This window comes from Rathayibacter iranicus NCPPB 2253 = VKM Ac-1602, assembly GCF_003149025.1.
GTDB classification, from domain to species: domain Bacteria; phylum Actinomycetota; class Actinomycetes; order Actinomycetales; family Microbacteriaceae; genus Rathayibacter; species Rathayibacter iranicus.
In genome coordinates this window covers 108,026-126,323 of the sequence record NZ_QGDV01000007.1, presented here as the reverse complement: position 1 = coordinate 126,323, position 18,298 = coordinate 108,026, and the positions used below count along the sequence as shown (strand labels likewise).

The window sequence follows — 18,298 nt, the reverse complement described above, 5'->3', positions numbered from 1 at the left end:
TCCTGGCGATGGCCGTCGCCGCCCTGGTGAACGAGCGTTACGTCGACCGGGGATTCACGATCAGTCGCCTCGGCAGGGAGTTAAAGATCGCGCCCGCCGTACTCCGTCGCCGGTTCCGCCGTTTTTACGGGTTGCCCGTGGCGGCGCACCTCGCGTCGCGCCGCCTCGAACTTGCCGAATTGCTTCTGGCGAAGGCCGCCGGCTCGGCCGAACTCAGCCGCATTGCGCGCCTCTCGGGCTACCACGACGCTGCCGGTCTCCGCCGTGACCTCCGCCGTGTGCAGCGCCTCCGCAGGCTCCGCCCGTGGCGCCCCCTTGCCCTCCGCGATCCCTCCCCCTCCAGGTGGACAGACGTCGAACTCCCCACACTCCTTCACACCCTGACCCCGCGCCGCTAACGCTGCCCCCTACCCCTTTCTCCCCGCCGCGAGATGCCGGTTGGGCACGCGTTCATCGGCGTGTCGCGTACCCAACTGGCATCTCGCGGCGTTCGGGAGTGGCGTTCGGAGCGTCGTTCGGAAGGTTGACGCGGGTCGGCCTTGCGGTGGTTGTCCTAGCGGTGGCGGGGTGGGCAATCTGGGGAATTGGCCGAATGAAGGAGGACCCGTGTCTGCATCGTCTTCTCTGGGGTGGTGCCGCTGGGCTGCACGGGTCGCTCTTGTCTTGCCGCTGATCGAGCTGGGCGCAGTTGTCGGAGGGAACGCGGGCGCGGCGCCGGAACTCGCCGTGATCGGCGCGGTGCTCGCCGCCGTCCTCATCGTGGTTGTTCTCGACCGCGGGGCAGCTTTCGTCACGATTCGCATGGGGTCGGAGCGCTTGCCCTGGGTCAGCTGCGTCCTCGCGCTGGTTGGTGCGTGGCTGTTCGTCGGAACGTTCACCCTCGTCCGCGCCGAGTTCACCGCGGTGGACGCCACCGGCTCCGGCCCGTTCGCCGTGTGGGCGGCGATGTCGGCCGCGGCGGCCGTGCTGACGGAGACGGGCGCGGTGATCGTCGCGGTGATCGCCACGTGTCGCGCCCTCGCCGCGTCGCCCACGATCACTCGGTAACTCGCGAGCCTCTTCGCTGAGTCCATGAGGTCCTGAGCGCGCGGGAGTTCTTTCGTGCCCCAAAAGGGTCTGACTATGCCCCCAAAGGGGGACTTATGAAAAGCACCGACACTCGTAGAAAAGTGCGAGAACGCTCATGCCATCGGGATGATGGCGGTAAAAGAGTCGGGCTACTGTCGTCGCCGACCGGGTATTCGCTCGGATCCTCTTCGAGAAGTCCTCTCGTGCGCCCGAGCGCGATGCTGACAATCGGGATATTACTCAGGATGACGACTGGTGCGACTCTCCTTACCCACGGCGCACCGGCCGGCACCCTTTTACACGAGGTGAATCAATGAAGTTCCCACATCCCATGCACAGACGGCGGAAAGCTCTCGGCGTGATGAGTATCCTCCTGATGGTCGCCGCACTCGTCGGGTCCGCGGCTCCTGCACACGCACAGAACAACCTTCGAACCCGCTTTCCCATTGTCGCGGGAACCGCCCTGACGATGCCCGACGGGAGCTACTGCACGGTGGGCGCAGTGCTCAGGAGGATCGGGCCGGGTTCTCTGGTCTCGCAGTACGTGGCGGCGACGCGCTACGTCGTCTTGGCCAAGCACTGCGCTTCGTCCATTAACGCGAATGTCGGCCTCAACTTCGAAAATGTAGGCTCCGTCGTGTGGATGTCTCCCACCGATGACGTTGAACTCGCCGTGATCCCGCCGTACACGTCCCCCACGCCTCGAGCCTGCTTCGGCTCTGTCACATCGTGCATTGCCGGAAGTGCGGTGGAGCCGCGTGCGGTGGGGCGGGTCATCATGAGCACTCGCGGCGGTGAACGACCGCTTCCCATGAAGCCCGCTGGGAGCCCGGCGTGGGGAGAGCGTTTTTGTACTAGCGGGCAGGAGACCGGAGTGAACTGCAACTGGGTGTCGGAGCACAACAGGCCATCGGACTGGGGCGACAATACGGGCGTCATGGCTCGCTCGACAAACGCTCAGGGGATCATTCCTGGTGATTCCGGGGGCCCTGTCATTGGTGAGGACGGGCGGCTATACGGCATCATCCAGAGGGCGGGACTACACGAATACGTGAACGTCATGCAGTACCTTCCGGTCGAACAACTCTTCGCTCAGATCGGCCCCAACTTTGTTATCGCGCCGGCGGGCTGACGGGCTCACCTTCGTGGATCTACTACGGAGTCCTCTCGGCGTGGAGCGACGTTCACTCAGCTAAGCAACACCTGTAGAACACTGACCGAACGCTCATGTCACCGGGATGAGTACGCAGAAGCGAGTCCGATAACGTCCTCGCCGGTCGGGTACGCACTCGATCGGTCCTTGAAGGTTGCCGTCGTCCGCTTCTTCGTCGCTCTCAGGACCTCACTCCACTCGATCGGCAGTGAGCTTTCTCTCCAACCGTGGCGCGCTGCTGATCACCTGTGCACAGAAGGTGATTCCGATGACATGTCCTGCTCTTTGCCGAAGTCTCTCGCTCCGCCTGGCAGGTTTCCTCCTGGTGCTCGCCACGCTGATCAGTGTGACGACGCCCGTTGATGCTGACGAGCAACTGCGGACCCAAATCCCCCTCGTCGCGGGATCCGTCCTGTGGACGGTCAGTGGGACGTTCTGCACGGTTGGCGCTGTACTCAAGAGGAGCGGATGGGACGCCAATGTCTCCACCTACACGGCGGGGTTCCGATATCTCGCTCTCGCCAAGCACTGTGCGCCGGAGGTCGGTACTGAGCTCGGGTTGGGACGTCGACCGGTCGGTATCGTCACCTGGGTCTCCCGCACGGACGATGTGGAACTCGTTCAAGTTCCGCCTGAAGTGACGAGTCCGGAAGGCTGCTTTGGCTCCCACGGGTGCATTGTGGGCAGCGTCATCGCCCCTCGCGCAGTCGGGAGGGTCGTGATGGCTGTCCACGGACGCGAACGAGCCATCCCGATGAGGTACATGGCCATTCCGGGCGGCGATGAGCGTTTTTGCACGAGCGGGGCGATCAGCAAAGTCAACTGCAACTGGGTATCGGAAAGAGAAAGGCCGTGGAGTTGGGGAGACGACGGAGGGCAAATGGCCCGGTCGACCAATGCAGTCGGAGTCGAGGCTGGTGACTCCGGTGGTCCTGTGATCGGATCCGAGGGGGAGTTGTATGGCATCATACAACGGTTCGGTACTGGGGCCCTTGTCAATCTTATGCAGTATCTGCCGATCGCGACCCTTATGTCGCAGACCGACTATGCCTACGACATCGCTCCACCGTAACGTCCTCGTTCACCTCCGGTGAAGTATGCAAGAACCTTCATGGCGCTGAGATGGTAATTCGGGAAGACGGTGTCTAGCGTCAGCCACGGCCGGGTATCCACTCGGCCGGCTCCTGACACATCCGCTCGTACGGAAGGTGAATCAATGCACTCAAGGAAAGAACATCCGTCCACTCGTCAACCACAGACCGTTCTCGGCCTGACGACCATCCTCCTCCTCGTCGCAATGCTCGTCGGCTTTGCGACTCCCGCACACGCTCGCGACGGGGTGAGAGAGAGCACACCCATCGTCGCGGGAACCCTCATCCAGACAAAGGTGGGGTTCTGCACGGTCGGTGCCGTACTCAAGAAGAACACCGCGGGCGCCCACGTCTCGACGGTCACGGCGGCGGTGCGTTATCTCGTCCTGGCCAAGCATTGCGCACCGCGGGTCGGCGACGCCGTTGGATTGGATGGCCGCCAGATTGGAGTCGTGTCGTGGGTGTCGGCCAAGGACGATGTGGAACTCGTCCTGGTTCCGCCCGAGGTCACGAGTCCGAAGGGTTGCTACGGCCAGCATGGTTGCTTCCAGGGCAATATGGTCGCTCCTCTCGCCGTGGGGCGGGTCATCCTCAGCACTCGAGGAGGCGAACGAGCGGTGCCGATGAAGCCCATGGCGGTCCCGGGCGCGGATGAGCGTTTTTGCACGAGTGGAGGAAAGAGTGGCGTGAATTGCAACTGGATGTTGGAGACGGATAGGCCAGGAAATTGGGGGGACAGTTCGGGAACGATCGCTGTCACCACGGGAGGCAGGGGCGTCGTGGAAGGGGACTCAGGCGGCCCCGTCGTCGGCCAGCAGGGTCAGCTCTACGGCATCCTGCAACGAGCGGGAAACCCGCCGTACACGAGCCTCATGCAGTATCTGCCGATCGATGAACTCCTCTCTCAGCTCGATCACGACTACGAGATCGCCCCTCTGTGATGCGGAGGATCGCCTGACCGAGTAGCCCACGGAGTGGGCGAAGAGAGACCTACGCTGACGTGACGTCTCGATTCGCCCACTCTGGCGGCTACCCACTCGCCTGGAGAGAGTAGAGATCGACACCTGAGAGATCGACACCTGTAGAAGAATGCAAGAACGTTCATGCCACTGAGACGTCGCTGGGTAACAAGTCCCTCTAGCATCATCGGCGACCCCGTCACGAGGCCGCGTCTTCCACGAAAGGTATTTCAATGGAAAATCCCACTTCCAGCCGTCGCAGGAATACCTTTTTCTGTCGGATGATCCCGCTTCTCCTGCTGGCCGCGCTTTTTAGTGCCGCCACTCCAGCAATCGCCCAGGACGACGTGCGCTTTAATTCCCCTCTCGCAGCGGGGGCGTTCATTTCGACGTCCACCGGAGCGAGCTGCACTGTCGGTGCAGTGCTCAAGCGGACTGGGCCGGGCGCGGGTGTCTCCACCTATGTGGCTGCGACGCGATATCTTGTCCTGGCCAAGCACTGTGCTCCGAAGATAGGCGAGACGATCATTTTTAACTTCTTCCCCATCGCCACCGTCACGTGGATGTCGGCCACCGATGATGTCGAACTCGCCGAAGTCCCACCCGAAGTGACGAGGCCGGATAACTGTAGCGGCGCCCACGGATGCTTTCAGGGATCGATCATCGCCCCTCGCGCAGTGGGACGGGTCGTCATCAGCACTCGGGGAGGGGAGCGGGCGGTGCCGATGAGGGCACCGGCGATCCCTGGTGCAGATGAGCGCTTCTGCACGAGTGGTGCAGTGAGCCACATGAATTGCAACTGGATGGTGGAGTCGGACCGGCCCGCGAACTGGGGAGACAGCACGGGGGTGATAGCCCGTTCGACTAACGGTCAGAGCGTCGAGCGCGGCGACTCCGGTGGTCCGGTGATCGGTGAGCAGGGCCAGCTCTACGGAATCATCCAGAGAACGGGAACGGGACCTTCTGAGGATCTCATGCAGTATCTGCCCATCGACGAACTCTTTGCACAGACCGGGCGGGCCTACGAAATCGCGCCGTCATGAGGGCATTACTTTCACACGCAAGGTGTATCCATGAATCACTCGCCGCCAGCGTCTCGCCGAACACCTCCCTTCGGTCTGGCGAGTGGCCTCCTGATTCTCGTCGCGCTTGCCGCCGTTGCCGCGCTTGTCGCTCTGATCGCCCTGGCCTTGGTCGCCGGCTCGGAACCTCCAGTCGGTGCATACGATCGATGTCGACTTCGCGTACCGGTCGTCGGAGGGATCGGCGTCACGGTGTCTGACGGTCACTGCGCCGTCGGCGGAGTCAGGGCGAGACACGGACTGCCGGCTGATGGCGATACGGAATGAAATCTCCGGAGTCGGAGAAACGCCGGAACACCTCGGCATCATGAGAAAGGACACGCATGCCGCACGACACGACCGCGCTCACGAAGAAGATCGCGCTCATTCTCGGCTCGATCACTGTCGGAGCATGTCTTCTCTCGGGCTGTTCCGCGGCCTCCACCGACGGGGAGGACGCCGATGTCACGACGGTCGCGGACGCCGCCGCTACTGTCAGCTCCTATGAGCAGCAGCAGATGGAGTATCAGGAAAAGTTCACCGCCTGCCTCGGCAAGCGAGGGGTCAGTAGCGCAGGTGATGGAGCGCTGCCGCCCGATCCGGGCGACGCACTCGTACCGGCCAATGCGGACGATCCCGCCGTCGCGGCCTGCACCGACGAGGTCGGCCAAGAGCCCGCGCCGACGGCAGAAGAGACCGCGGCGCTCCGGACGTGGAATGGTGCACTGACCTCCTGCCTCACGAACAAGGGCCATAAGATGCCCGATCTCCAGGCGGATGGTGGGTGGAATAAGCCTGCAATGACGGAACTCCTTAAAACAGATTCCGCGCTCGATTCGGATACGGAGGCGTGTTTCACGGAGATTTCGGAGTGACCGCGAACGTCCGCGGAGCGAGCGCGCCCTTCCATGAGCTGGGTCGTCCCAGCGGTCGTCGTGCCCCCTTCTGAGGGATGACTTTCGGTCGCTGAGAGCGGAAAAGTGGCGCGGTCACCCTCGATCGGGGCGCACTGCGGCCACCGTGGTCGGGGCAACTCGTAGGGTCTGCGGAGCCGAATCCACTCAGGATTTGGCTCCGGAGGAAGGTACTTCCATGACGAGCACTCGGACGATCCTTACAAAGAAGATCGCGCTGCTTTCAAGTTCCGTCGCTCTCGGAGCGCTCCTGCTCTCGGGCTGTTCCGCTGCATCGACGGACGGAGCAACCACGGAGCCGATGTCAGTCAAGGACGCGATTGCCACGATGGGAACCATCGAGCAGGCGCAGATCGAGTACGACGGGAAGTTCAGCTCCTGTCTCGAGAACCGGGGTGCAGAGAGCGCCGACAAGGGCTCGATGTCGGCCGATAAGCGGGACGCGGCCCAGTCGGCCTGCGCCGAGGAGGTCGGAGACCTACCGCAGCCGTCAGAGCAGCAGACGGTAGCGATGCGAACCTGGGCGAAGGCGCTGCACTCGTGCCTCGCGGAGAAGGGCCACAAGCTGCCCGATCTCAAGGCCGACGGGCAGTGGGACAATGGGGCGATGAAGACGTTGCAAAAGACGGACACGGCGCTCAACTCGGATTCCGAGAAGTGCTTCACAGAACTCTCGAAATAGCCGCGACAGTTCTTCGCGGGTGCAAAGACTGGCGCTCACCTCGGCATCGCGAGAGCCTCATCTCAGGGAGTATCCGACGGCTCAAGGACAGTGTCAGAACCCTCATTACATTCCTCTGGCGATACGACAACGAATCCGATAGCGTCGAAGGTGATGTGGATGCCCTCTCACTCCTACCGCCGGAGGCTGTCTCGCGGCCTGACGAGCCTCCTTCTCGTGGTGGCCGCAGTCATCGGCGTCGCGACTCCCGCGAACGCTGAAGACCCTGTGCGACTGCGGACGCCGATCGTCGCCGGAACCACGGTGCTCGGGCCGCTCGAGAACACCTGCACCGTCGGCGCCGTGCTCAAGAGAAATGGACCGGGCTCCCTCCTCTCGCCCTTCATGGGTGCGGTGCGATACCTCGTGTTGGCAAAGCATTGCGCTCCAGAATTGGGGATGGAATTCACTCTGAATTCCGTGGTGATCGGGCGAGTCTCCTGGCTGTCGGCGACCGACGATCTCGAACTCGTCCAGGTCGCTCCTGAAGTCACTCCGCCGAGGGGCTGCTATAGCTCTATCAACGGCTGCTATATCAACAGTCTGGCCAGACCGCGCGCTGTCGGGCAGGTCATTCTGCGCGGCATCGGAGGCGAACGGCCGGTGCCGATGCTTCCCCCGGCCAGCCCTGCTCCGGGTGAACGTTTCTGCACGAGTGGAAGCACGACCGGGGTGAACTGCAACTGGATCGTGTACGAGGGAGGGACGGGGCGGTGGAGGGAGCCAGGAGTCGCTCAGGCCTTCGCCACCAACGCCCAGGGGGTCGACCACGGCGATTCCGGTGGCCCTGTGGTGAGCCAGCAAGGGCAGTTCATCGGGATCATCCAAAAAGGGGGCGGGCACGGACGGGTCAACATCATGCAGTACATGCCGGTCGCCGAACTCGTCTTGCAGCTCGACCATGAGTTCGATATCGCCCCACGATGACGGGCCTCCGAGAGAGGGACCATCGTCGTCCCAGCGATCATCATGCCTCCTTCTTGGGAATGACATCTGGTTGGTGAGAGTCGAGAAACGGCGCGTTCATCGTGAGATGCGGCGCGACGCGGCAGATGACTTCGCGACGGATCGTAGGGTCTTCGGAGTCGGATCCAGACAGGGTTCGGTCTCTGGAGAAAGGCATTTCCATGACGAGTACTATCACCACCCTCACGAAGAAGATCGTGCTCCTCTCGAGTTCAGTTGCTCTCGGAACGCTCCTACTTTCGGGCTGTTCCGCGGGAGCAACAGACGGACCGACCGCGGAGCCGACGATGTCAATCGAGGATTCGCGGTCGGTGGCGTTGACATATACCCGGCAGAAGGATGAGTACAAGACGAAGCTTTCCGACTGCCTCGGCAAGAAGGGCGTCACAGAGTCCGACAACGCGTCGGCGGACGCGAGTGACGCGGCCCACTCGGCCTGTGTCGATGAAATCGGTGATCCTCCTGTGCCGACGGCGGAGCAGGCGGCGGGTCTGGCGACGATGAGCAGGGCGCTGACGTCCTGCCTCAAGGACAAGGGTCATAAGGTGCCGGACCTCAAAGCCGATGGGCAGTGGGACGACGGTGAAATGGATCGACTCTCGAAATCGGATACAACGCTGAATTCTGATGCAATGGCATGTTTCAAGACTCTTTCGGAGTAGATCCGATATCGTCGAGCTCGGCCCCACCCCTCGAGGAGCTCTGGGAAGCGGCCCTCCCAACGCCTGTGGAACAGTGCTAGAACGCTCATCTCACTGATATGAGGACATCGAAGTCGCTTCGATAGCGTCCTCATCGTGATTCCTCGGACATCCCCCAACGGCGGCGGAAGGCTTACTTCCGCCCTGATAAGCGTTCTCCTCCTGGTCACCGCACTCCTCGGCGTCGCGGGTCCCGCGAACGCCGAGGATCCTGCGCGGACGCGGACCCCGATCGTTGCGGGGACCGCCGTCGCCGGGCTGAGGGGAAACATCTGCACTGTCGGCGCCGTGCTCAAGAGGAATGGCCCGGGTTCCGCCCTGTCGCCCTTCATCAGAGCGGTCCGCTATCTCGTCCTCGCTAAGCATTGCGCTCCGAAGATCGGTGCGGCTGTCTTTTTCAACTCGGTGCACATCGGAACTGTCAGCTGGATGTCCGCGACCGACGATGTGGAACTCGTTCAGGTCGCTCCCGACATGACTCCGCCGCAGGGCTGCTTCAGCTCCATCAACGGCTGCTTCATCGGGAGCATTGCGAGACCGCGCGCCGTCGGTCAGGTCATCATGCGCGTCGGGGGAAGCGAAACGCCGGTGCCGATGCGTCCTCCGGCCACTCCGGCGCTGGGTGAACGTTTTTGTACGAGCGGAAGCACGACAGGCCTGAACTGCTATTGGATATTGCCGGAGGGCAGGGGAATTGACCCGGCCGCGCACGGCTTCGCTGTCAATCCGTTGGGACTAGATTTTGGCGACTCCGGCGGGCCGGTGATAAGCCAGCAGGGCCAACTCTACGGCATCATCCAGAGAGGAGGGATGGAGGGACCCTCGGCCTTCATGCGGTACATGCCGATCGACCAGCTCTTCAGACAGCTCGATCACGAGTTCGATATTGCCCCGCGCTGAGACGGGACCTCGAGACCCCTGGGTAGAGCCGGGTCCTCCGAGCGATCACGGCGGCTCATCCTCACGGCGGATATTCGGCGGAAAGAGTACGAAAAGCGGCGTGAACGCAGTCAAGCGTGGCGCAACGGGCGAGGTGGCCATGGAAGAGTGTCCTAGGGTCTTCCAGGTTGGCCGCACATAGCGCGCTCTCTGTGAAAGGAATTCGCATGATTCTCGATAAGACAACTTTGACCAAGAAGATCGCACTGATCTCGACGTCATTCGCGCTTGGCGCCCTCCTGCTCTCGGGCTGCTCCGCAGCCTCGACCGACGGAGCAGCTCCTGAAGCGACGATGTCGGTCAAGGACGCGCAGGCGGCGGTCTCGACGTACAGCCAGCAGAGCAAAGAGTACGAGAAGAAGTTCTCCGCCTGTCTCGGCAGCAAGGGCGTCAAGAACACCGGCGACGAGTCGGCTGACACAGTAGCGGCAGCGCAGTCCGCCTGTGCGAGCGAAGTCGGTGAGCCGCCCGCGCCGACGGCGGAGCAGGCCGCGGCCAACGTCGTGCTGACCAAAAAGACGCAAGCGTGCCTCGTCGACAAGGGCCACAAGTTGCCTGATCTCAAGGCCGACGGGAACTGGGACAACGACGCCATGGCGGCGCTCTCGAAGACCGACACGACGTTGATGTCCGACTACCGCTCGTGCGCGGACGAAATCAGCCAGTGACCGCCCACCCGCGCCGCCTCATCGCCGGCATCGCCGGTGTTCTCGTCCTGGCCGTCGTCGTCGGGATCGTCCTCTGGGCCCCGTGGTCCGCTCAGACCGCTGATACCGCGAGCGCGTCCCAACCGGTCGGCCGCACGGTCCAGGTGACGACGGGCACCGTGTCGAAGACATCGACGGAGAAGGGAACTCTCCGCTACCCCGTCGTGAAGTCGATCACCTCCAAATCGAGCGGAACACTCACCGCCATCCCCGATGTCGGGGCGACGATTGGGCGCGGCGACACCCTGTACGAGGTCGACACCGTTCCGACCGTCCTGCTGATCGGGACGGCTCCCGTCTGGCGTGACCTCTCGGTCGGAGCGAAGGGAAAGGACGTCCTCCAGCTAGAGGAGAACCTTTCCGCCCTCGGCTACTTCTCGCGAGTTCCCGATGAGGAATTCCTCGAGCCCACGGCGGAGGCGGTGCGGAAGTGGCAGAAGGCGCTCAAGGTCCCCGAGACCGGAGAGGTCGCGCAGACCGCGATCGCCGTCGCTCCCGACGCGGTCCGGGTGGGCAGCACCCCGCTGGCCGTGGAGGCTCCGGTGGGCGCGGGGACGACGGTGCTCACGCTGACCGCGTCCGCCCCCTCGGTGAAGGTCTCGTTGCCCCTGACCGAGCAGAACCTGGCCGCGACGGGCGCGGCCGTCTCCATCACCATGCCCGACGGCTCAGCCGCTCCCGGCACGATCACCTCGGTCGGCCAGGCGCAGGCCGCCGGGGGACAAAGTTCTGGCCAGGGCGGGAGCTCGAGTTCCAGCGACGGCAGCCAGGATGATTCGGCTGCCAATCGCGTCGTCCCCGTCGAGATCAGCCTCGCCGATCCGTCGGTCGCCGGCGGCACCCAGGAGGCAGCGGTGCAGGTGGCCTTTGTCGGCGAGCGCCACGAGAACGTCCTCACCGTGCCGGTCGACGCGCTGCTCGCGCATCCCGGCGGTGGCTACGACCTCGACGTGTTCGACGAGGGGAGTGCCCACCACCGGCTCTCCGTGACCCTCGGGCTCGTTGCCGACGGCATCGCCGAAATCTCGGGAGACGGCCTGCGCGAGGGCCTGACTGTCGGGGCGGCGGGCTCATGAGCCTCCTCGACCTGCGCGACGTGACCCGCGAGCATGGCGCTCCGCCCGTCCGCGCCGTCGATGGCATCTCGCTCGCCGTCGACCACGGCGAACTGCTCGCCATCGTCGGTCCCAGCGGATCCGGGAAGTCCAGCCTGCTGAACATCATGGGCCTGCTCGATCGCCCGACCAGCGGATCCGTCCACATCGATGACGTCGATGTGAGCACCCTCGGTGACCGCCGGCTTTCGGGCCTGCGGGCCTCGACGCTCGGCTTCGTGTTCCAGCAGTTCCACCTCGACGAGAGCAGGACAGCGCTCGACAATGTCGCCGACGGGGCGCTCTATACCGGCACGCCCCAGCGCATACGCCGCGAGGCGGCGGGCGAGGCACTGGAGAAAGTCGGCCTGGCACATCGCGTGCACCATCGCCCGCACCAACTCTCCGGCGGCGAGAAGCAGCGCGTCGCTATTGCCCGCGCGATCGTCTCGGAGGCACCTCTCTTACTCGCCGACGAGCCCACCGGCGCACTCGACTCCGTTTCGGGCGCCGCCGTGGTGGCTCTTTTGCGCGAGCTGAACGAGCGGGGGACGAGCATCGTCGTGATTACTCACGACCGCGCTCTGGCCCAGAGCCTCCCCCGAGTCGTCGCCATTCGCGACGGTCGCATCGAATCGGACACCCGTTCCTCGGAAGGCGCCGCATGACCCGCTCCCGACTCCTCGCCAGCGACCTGTTCCGCATCGGTGGAGGGGGCCTTCGGCTGCGCCCTCTGCGCGTGATCCTCTCGGCCCTCGGAATCGCTATCGGCATCGCCGCGATGATCGCGGTGGTCGGCGTCTCCTCGACCTCACAGGCGAAGCTCGAGAAGCAGCTGCACGAGCTGGGCACGAACCTACTCACCGCGGGGCCGGCCTCGAGCATGATGAGCGCTCCCGTGCCGATGGCGGTCAACGCGGTCGACCGGGTATTGCGGATCGACGGCGTGGAGTCCGCGGCCTCGGTCGCCGCTCTGTCCCTCAACGCCTACCGCAACCAGTACGTCGATCCCGGCAACAGCAACGGGCTCTCGGTCGACGTCGCCGATCTGCGTCTGCTGACGGTGACGGAGGCGCCGGTCACACGGGGTCGGTGGTTCGACGAAGCCTCGGCCGAGCTGCCGACGACCGTGCTCGGCCCGGCTGCCGCGACGGCGCTCGGGATCCAGGACGCCGGCTCGATGATCCACGTCGGCACGACGGACTTCATGGTCATCGGCATCCTCGGCCACAGCCCGCTGGCGCCGGAACTCGACCCCGCGGTGCTTATCCCCGGGCCCGCGGCGCGCGCTCTCCTGAACTGGAAGGGGAACCCGACGACCATCTATGAGCGCTCGTCAGACGCCGCGGTTCTCGCCGTCCAGCAGGTGCTCTCGGCGACCATCGACCCGGTGAAGCCGCGCAACGTCGCCGTGGCCCGTCCCTCCGATGCGCTCAAGGCGAAGAACGCGGTCGACGACTCGCTGAACGGCCTGCTTCTTGGAGTGGGGTCCGTGGCCCTGCTCGTCGGCGGCATCGGCATCGCCAACACGATGGTGATCTCGGTGCTCGAGCGCCGACGCGAGATCGGCCTGCGCCGTGCGCTCGGCGCGACGCGCGGGCACATCCGGGCGCAGTTCCTCGTTGAGGCGTTCCTTCTCTCTCTCCTGGGCGGGATCGGCGGTGCGGCGCTGGGCACGGGGGCCGTGGCGATCTTCGCGGCGGCGAACGAGGCTCCACTCGTCGTGCCGATCGGGATCGTCGCGGCGGGAGTGGGCGCGACGGTGGTGATCGGGATGGTCGCCGGCTCCTACCCGGCCATCACGGCGGCTCGCACGCCGCCGGCGATCGCGCTGACGACGTAAGCGTTTGTTCGCGGGCGGACGACGACACTCCTCCCGTCGTTTACCCCCGAACGGGCACCCACGTGGTGCAGAACGCGTGGATTGGATGTACGCGGGACGTCTTCTCGTGGGGCAGAAAGGCACTAGCGCTGTACATGCCCTCCGGGGGAGAGGATAATCGCCCCCATGTGCGACCTGACGCAGACGGGAGGTCGGACAGTGGGCAACGTTTCTGTGGGACGGTTTTCGACCGGGGCTGCCGGTCTTCCCGGGTGGGAGGACGTCCCCCGGGCGCCCGGGGTCACCATCGAGAGCGTGTCGGCACCGATGTACCGCCTGGACCGAGTGTGGTCACCGAGTGGCACGCTCCGGATCGGCGCCTCAGCGGTCTGGATGTCTGCTCTCTTGGTGATGGAGGGGAGTGGTGCGCTGCAACACGGCGACGAACGGATCGCCTATGTCGCCGGCGACCTCTTCATCCTCGACGGCCGTGCGCCGCTTGAACTCCAGGTCGATATACCGACGGCCCACTTTCTCTGGCGGTTCGCCTATGCGCCACTCCTGAGAGCGTCGAGCGTGCGTGCGCATATGGGGACGCCCGTGGCGCTCGAGGAATCGTACTGGTCTCCCCTCTCGGCTCTCGCGAACAGCCTGCTCGCCGCCGATCCGGCAGTCGCGGAGTCGATCTACGCGGCTCGAGCGAGCAAGGGTCTTTTGGTCGCTGCTCTCTCGGCCGCCACGCGGACAGGGAGCGACCGCCCCATACGAGCGAGTGACCTCTTTGCGGACGCTGTAGTCCTCATCGCCGAGCGGAAATACGACCCGGACTTCACCGCCGCCGTCCTGGCGCTCGAACTCGACGTCCCCGAGCGCCTGCTCGAGGCGGTTTTCGCTGCCCTCGGTGGCACTGCTGGGGGAGAGCTCGACAGACAGCGCACCGAGGTGCTCCAGGAGCGCATACGGGTCGCCGACGACGCGGACTCCTTCGAGGCACTGGCGAAGGCGTCCGGATTCTCGTCGGAAGAGGACGGTCAGCAGGCGGTCGACGACGCCGAGGAGTGAGCGGAGTGGTTCGCTCCGGGTACCTTCTTGGCGCCAGCTTGCCTCGGTGCCGTCTGCGGCCTCAGTGCTTGAGGGCTTCGACCGGAGTCACGGAGACGGCCCGCCTCGCGGGGATGATCGCCGCTGTCACCGTGAGGGCAGCGGTGACGAGCGCGAGCCCGACGACGAGTGCGAGCGGGACGACCGGCCCGACTACCGTCACTCCGGGCAGTGAGCCGATGAACGACAGGGCGCCGACCCAGCCGTAAGCGGTCCCGAGTACCAGCCCGAGGAGCGTTGCCGTGATCGACATGGCTGCCGCCTCAAGCACGATCGTGCGGCGGACCTGCCGACGTGTGAAGCCCAGGGCACGCAGGAGTCCGATCTCGTGCGTGCGCTGCACGACGCTGATGGACAGGTCGCTGATGACGCCGACGCAGGCGATCGCCGCACTGAACGCGACCAGGCCGAGTCCGATTGCGCTCGTCTGTGCGAGGACCGCATCGAGATCGATGTAGTAGTCCGGCCGAGCGGCGATGGCGGGATCGAGGAGTCCGCGGAACGTGGCGAGCGCGACGGAGAACGCGGCGACCACGGTGACTCCGATCAGCACCCCCGACGTGGCCCGCGTGCTCCGCTCGGGATTGCGCAGTGCATTCGCCTGCGCGAGGGACGCCTCGGGCGTGGAGCCGAAGAACCGACCGACGAGGTGGAGGGCGCGCGGCAGGAACGCGTGAGCGCCGAGGATGACACCGAAGAACGAGGCGATCCCGCCCAGCAGAGTGATCAGAACGCCTCTGAAGTCCTGCAATCCCTGGAGGACCCCGAGCACGATGACGGCGTTCCCAACAACGAACAGCAGGGCGGCGAGGACCGTGCGGACGGGGCGGCGGCGGGTGCCGAGCGGAGCCTCCTCAGCAGTTCCCAGCGCCTGGATGGGCGTGACCGTCAGCACTTCGCGGGACCCGTTCCACGCGGCCACCACGGTGACGGCGATGACGGCGACGAAGGGGAACGCGATCGTGACGGGGATCGCAGGTGGGAGGAAGGGGGCGGCGGCGCTGACGGCGACCACCGCGAGGACGACGAAGGCGAGGCCGATCCCCAGTACGGAGCCGAGCGTCGACCCGACGATGCCGATCGTGGCGCCCTCGCGGAGGAAGACCCGCCGCTGGGACCGGGCGGAGGAACCGAGGAGCCGCAGGAGCGCGATCGTCCGCGTGCGCATCGCGACGGAGGCCGCGAACGTGTTGGCGGTCACGACGCCGCCGATGAACGCGGCGATGCAGAAGAAGACGGGCCCGAGGACGGCGAGGAGCTCAGGGACGATGTGGCTGCTCGCCGTGCTCGGGGCGTTCTCCAGGATCGCGTCGATGCCGGCGAGGACCGTGATCAGGGCGGTGCCGAAGGCGGCGCCGAGCGTCGCGACAACGAGGCTCGGGCGCTGGTCGTGCAGGGTTGCGCGCAGGGTCATCCGGTCGTCTCCATGGCCTGGAAGTGGACCGCGACAAGGACGACGAGGGTGCAGAACACCGCCAGCATCACGCCGTTCAGGGCGATCCCCCATCGCGCGAGGCGGTGGTACGGCTCGCGCCGGAAGCCTTTGATACCGAGGATGATGCCGATCGTCGGGATGACGAGGATGAAGCCGACGGCGACCGAGCAGACTCCGAGCACGAAGCTCACCATCGACAAGCTCCGCGCCATCGGCGGGGCGGACAGGATGCTGACGTCCCGCTGGTCGGCGATGGACAGACGGTCGGACATGGGCCCCCTCGGTATAAACGGTGTATCGGTGCCCGCGGCTGCACAGCCGACAGAGACAGGACGACTCGTTGGGCACTTAGTCGCGAGACGTCCTCACGCTATGCTGCGGGCCTGAAGCGCGCCACGCTTCGCGCCAGGTGGCGCTCCAGAGTCCGGCGCCATCGTTCCCTCCGTTTCGCGTCGTTAGTCGACCACGTCGTGCCGGGATGGAATTCTGACCCGCGTACAGCGCCGGCGGCGGCGAGCATCGCCGGTGAGGAGATCAGCACGAACGGAGTCGGACCATGCCGATGCCCCCCTCGAGCGCGTCCCGCGACCGCGAGTTCTCGCTCCAGGGAGAGCCGGCCCGGGCCTGGTTGCTCGACCGCGGCGTTCGACAATCCGATGACCCACTGTTCCGCCTGGTCGCCGACGAGATCCGGCAGGAGGGATTCCGCCTCGCGCGCGTCTGGCATTCCGCGGGCCGACTCCGCTTCGAGAGGGGGCCGGAGACTGCGCTGCTGATCGTGCAGATCGAAGGCGCCGTCGATCTGGGTTCAGCCGACGGCCCTGTTCGCCCGGTGCAGCCCGGAGAGACAGTTCTCGTCTCCCGCGGACTCGACCTCATCGCCCAAGAGAACAGTGCCCGCTATGAGATCGAGATGCCGAGATCCACCCTCGCCCCGGTCGTCGCCGACCTGTTCGCCGAAGGCGGGAGGGTCGTCGATCCCGCCGTCGCCTACCGCGGTGTCCTCCTGGCGGCGGTGAACGCGGCTCTCAACGGAGGAGTCACCGTCGCGGACCCGGGGTTCCCGGCCTTCCGCAGCTCCCTCCGGCGCCTGGTTGCCGCACTCCTCGCGGGGGTGGTCCGCGACGACCGCTCGGCGGTTCCCGACTCGCTCCAGCTGCTCTTTCTCCGCGCCTGTGAGCAGATCGAGGAGGCATCGGTCGATCCCGGCTTCAGCGCCGCCGTGCTTGCCCAGCGCCTCGGCGTCTCGCCGAGCTACCTCCGTCGCGCGTGCGCCGCGCACGACACGACTGCGTCGGCGCAGATCCGTTCGGTGCGGCTGCGCGCTGCCCGCGAGCACTCGCACTCCGCCGGCACCGGCGGGCTCAGACGAGGCGCGGACGTCGTGGCGATCGCGGGCTTCGCGAACCGGCGCGCGCTGTCTCGAGCGGAGCGTGCCGAGCGCCGCACCTCCTCGGCCGTGAGCGATCAGGGTGTGGAGGAGGTGTCCGGACCGGCGCGCTAAGGACTGACCGCGCCGTCCTCCGATCCGGTCCCGCGCCGATCTGGCGGGATTACCCGTCGAAAGACGGTCTCGTGGCGCACTCTCAGGCGAACGGCAGAGTGGCCCGGGTCGGGGCGGTAAGAAGCCTCACATCATGGCCTCACTTCCGTCATTCACACGGCGTCGGGTGCTCGCGCTCGGCAGTCTGCTGCCGATGCTCGCCCTGCAGGCGTGCACTGCACCGCCGATCGTCGTCCCGTCTGCCGAGCCTGTTCCAGGCCTCGACCCCAACCCGGCTCCACCCTCGACCGCTCCGCCGACGTCGGCCGCGCCGGAGATCGCGCGCGTCCCCCGTCCGCCAGCCGGGGAAGGCGTCTACTCGGTCCCGGGCGACGGAAACCACCTGATGTGGACGGTGGACGACGGCGGTGACGCGGCCGCTGTCCGCCGCTACGCCGAGATGGCACGCGACACCGGGACCCGCCTCGTTTTCTTCCCGAACGCGCAATACCCGGGCTGGGCCCAGGCCGCCGACATCCTGCGGCCGATGGTGCAGTCGGGGCAGGTACAGATCGGCAATCACACCTATTCGCACGCCGACCTGACTTCCCTGTCCGATCAGGGCATCATCGACGAATTGACGCGCAATGACGAGGCGCTGACGGTGCTCTTTGGGGTCAGCACTCGACCCTATTACCGCCCTCCTTTTGGGTACCGCAACGACCATACCGATGCCGTCGCAGCAGCCATCGGATTCACGACTCCGGTGATGTGGTATGGGTCACTCTCGGACTCGGGGCTGATCGCGAAGGAGCAGATACTCGAGTTCGCCAATCAGTGGTTCATCCCGGGACACGTGGTTATCGGTCATGCCAATCACGAGAGCGTGTGCGATGTCTTTCCGCAGCTCCGTCGGCTTCTCGGCGAGCGATCCCTGACCACGGTGACCCTCGACGATGTGTTCACCAAGGCATGATCCTCGCCTGAGCGCTCCTCTGTGGTGACTGATAACGCTACTGGAGTGGAGGACCCGGAGTCGAGTTCGCGAGAGTCGCTGCGACAACCGCACTCGACAAGAAGGAC

20 protein-coding genes are annotated in these 18,298 nt (G+C 65.4%); 18 read left to right on the top strand and 2 right to left on the bottom strand.

Features of this window, described 5'->3' with window-relative positions:
• Positions 1-8 precede the first annotated feature (8 nt).
• The 16 genes from B0H03_RS09415 (at position 9) to B0H03_RS09340 (ending at position 14,258) form a co-directional block, all read left to right on the top strand.
• On the top strand, positions 9-398 hold the full coding sequence (locus B0H03_RS09415; protein WP_104354026.1) for a helix-turn-helix domain-containing protein: 390 nt from the start codon (positions 9-11) through the stop codon (positions 396-398).
• Between the two features lie 208 nt (positions 399-606).
• Entirely contained in the window at positions 607-1,047 is a 441-nt protein-coding gene (locus B0H03_RS09410; RefSeq protein ID WP_104265863.1) for a hypothetical protein, read from the top strand.
• Positions 1,048-1,426: 379 nt separating this feature from the next.
• Entirely contained in the window at positions 1,427-2,200 is a 774-nt protein-coding gene (locus B0H03_RS09405) for a chymotrypsin family serine protease (RefSeq protein WP_104354385.1), read from the top strand.
• A 229-nt stretch (positions 2,201-2,429) separates the two neighbouring features.
• The gene (locus tag B0H03_RS09400) at positions 2,430-3,293 is read left to right on the top strand and encodes a chymotrypsin family serine protease (RefSeq protein ID WP_104265865.1); all 864 of its coding nucleotides are present in this window, start codon (positions 2,430-2,432) and stop codon (positions 3,291-3,293) included.
• 144 nt (positions 3,294-3,437) lie between these two features.
• Positions 3,438-4,253, top strand: coding sequence for a chymotrypsin family serine protease (locus tag B0H03_RS09395; RefSeq protein ID WP_104265866.1), 816 nt, complete (start codon positions 3,438-3,440; stop codon positions 4,251-4,253).
• Positions 4,254-4,552: 299 nt separating this feature from the next.
• On the top strand, positions 4,553-5,314 hold the full coding sequence (locus tag B0H03_RS09390) for a chymotrypsin family serine protease (RefSeq protein WP_104265867.1): 762 nt from the start codon (positions 4,553-4,555) through the stop codon (positions 5,312-5,314).
• A 362-nt stretch (positions 5,315-5,676) separates the two neighbouring features.
• The gene (locus B0H03_RS09385) at positions 5,677-6,207 is read left to right on the top strand and encodes a hypothetical protein (RefSeq protein ID WP_104265868.1); all 531 of its coding nucleotides are present in this window, start codon (positions 5,677-5,679) and stop codon (positions 6,205-6,207) included.
• A 217-nt stretch (positions 6,208-6,424) separates the two neighbouring features.
• Positions 6,425-6,928, top strand: coding sequence for a hypothetical protein (locus tag B0H03_RS09380; protein WP_104265869.1), 504 nt, complete (start codon positions 6,425-6,427; stop codon positions 6,926-6,928).
• A 159-nt stretch (positions 6,929-7,087) separates the two neighbouring features.
• Entirely contained in the window at positions 7,088-7,894 is an 807-nt protein-coding gene (locus B0H03_RS09375; protein ID WP_127844024.1) for a trypsin-like serine protease, read from the top strand.
• Between the two features lie 200 nt (positions 7,895-8,094).
• Positions 8,095-8,595, top strand: coding sequence for a hypothetical protein (locus B0H03_RS09370; RefSeq protein WP_104265871.1), 501 nt, complete (start codon positions 8,095-8,097; stop codon positions 8,593-8,595).
• Positions 8,596-9,063: 468 nt separating this feature from the next.
• Entirely contained in the window at positions 9,064-9,534 is a 471-nt protein-coding gene (locus tag B0H03_RS16205; RefSeq protein WP_127844025.1) for a chymotrypsin family serine protease, read from the top strand.
• A 206-nt stretch (positions 9,535-9,740) separates the two neighbouring features.
• Positions 9,741-10,241, top strand: a complete 501-nt coding sequence (locus B0H03_RS09360) for a hypothetical protein (protein ID WP_104265873.1) — start codon at positions 9,741-9,743, stop codon at positions 10,239-10,241.
• The gene (locus B0H03_RS09355) at positions 10,238-11,356 is read left to right on the top strand and encodes a peptidoglycan-binding protein (RefSeq protein ID WP_127844026.1); all 1,119 of its coding nucleotides are present in this window, start codon (positions 10,238-10,240) and stop codon (positions 11,354-11,356) included. The genes B0H03_RS09360 and B0H03_RS09355 overlap by 4 nt, the downstream gene beginning before the upstream one ends.
• Positions 11,353-12,042, top strand: a complete 690-nt coding sequence (locus B0H03_RS09350) for an ABC transporter ATP-binding protein (RefSeq protein ID WP_104265875.1) — start codon at positions 11,353-11,355, stop codon at positions 12,040-12,042. Before B0H03_RS09355 ends, B0H03_RS09350 begins: the two co-directional genes overlap by 4 nt.
• Positions 12,039-13,217, top strand: a complete 1,179-nt coding sequence (locus B0H03_RS09345) for an ABC transporter permease (protein ID WP_104265876.1) — start codon at positions 12,039-12,041, stop codon at positions 13,215-13,217. The genes B0H03_RS09350 and B0H03_RS09345 overlap by 4 nt, the downstream gene beginning before the upstream one ends.
• 165 nt (positions 13,218-13,382) lie before the next feature.
• Complete coding sequence (locus B0H03_RS09340; protein ID WP_104354386.1) at positions 13,383-14,258, top strand: hypothetical protein; 876 nt, start codon at positions 13,383-13,385, stop codon at positions 14,256-14,258.
• Between the two features lie 61 nt (positions 14,259-14,319).
• Here B0H03_RS09340 and B0H03_RS09335 read toward each other — a convergent pair whose 3' ends face one another.
• Together B0H03_RS09335 and B0H03_RS09330 are read right to left on the bottom strand one after the other, a co-directional pair.
• Positions 14,320-15,711, bottom strand: a complete 1,392-nt coding sequence (locus B0H03_RS09335) for an ABC transporter permease (protein ID WP_160487307.1) — start codon at positions 15,709-15,711, stop codon at positions 14,320-14,322.
• Positions 15,708-16,004: a hypothetical protein gene (locus B0H03_RS09330; RefSeq protein ID WP_104265879.1), complete on the bottom strand. Its 297-nt coding sequence runs from the start codon at positions 16,002-16,004 to the stop codon at positions 15,708-15,710. The genes B0H03_RS09335 and B0H03_RS09330 overlap by 4 nt, the downstream gene beginning before the upstream one ends.
• 284 nt (positions 16,005-16,288) lie before the next feature.
• Here B0H03_RS09330 and B0H03_RS09325 point away from each other — a divergent pair, with 284 nt between their 5' ends.
• Together B0H03_RS09325 and B0H03_RS09320 are read left to right on the top strand one after the other, a co-directional pair.
• Positions 16,289-17,236 carry a hypothetical protein gene (locus B0H03_RS09325; RefSeq protein WP_104265880.1) on the top strand — a complete coding sequence of 316 codons (948 nt, stop codon included), beginning with the start codon at positions 16,289-16,291 and terminating at the stop codon, positions 17,234-17,236.
• Positions 17,237-17,369: 133 nt separating this feature from the next.
• Positions 17,370-18,191, top strand: coding sequence for a polysaccharide deacetylase family protein (locus B0H03_RS09320; RefSeq protein ID WP_104265881.1), 822 nt, complete (start codon positions 17,370-17,372; stop codon positions 18,189-18,191).
• Positions 18,192-18,298 lie beyond the last annotated feature (107 nt).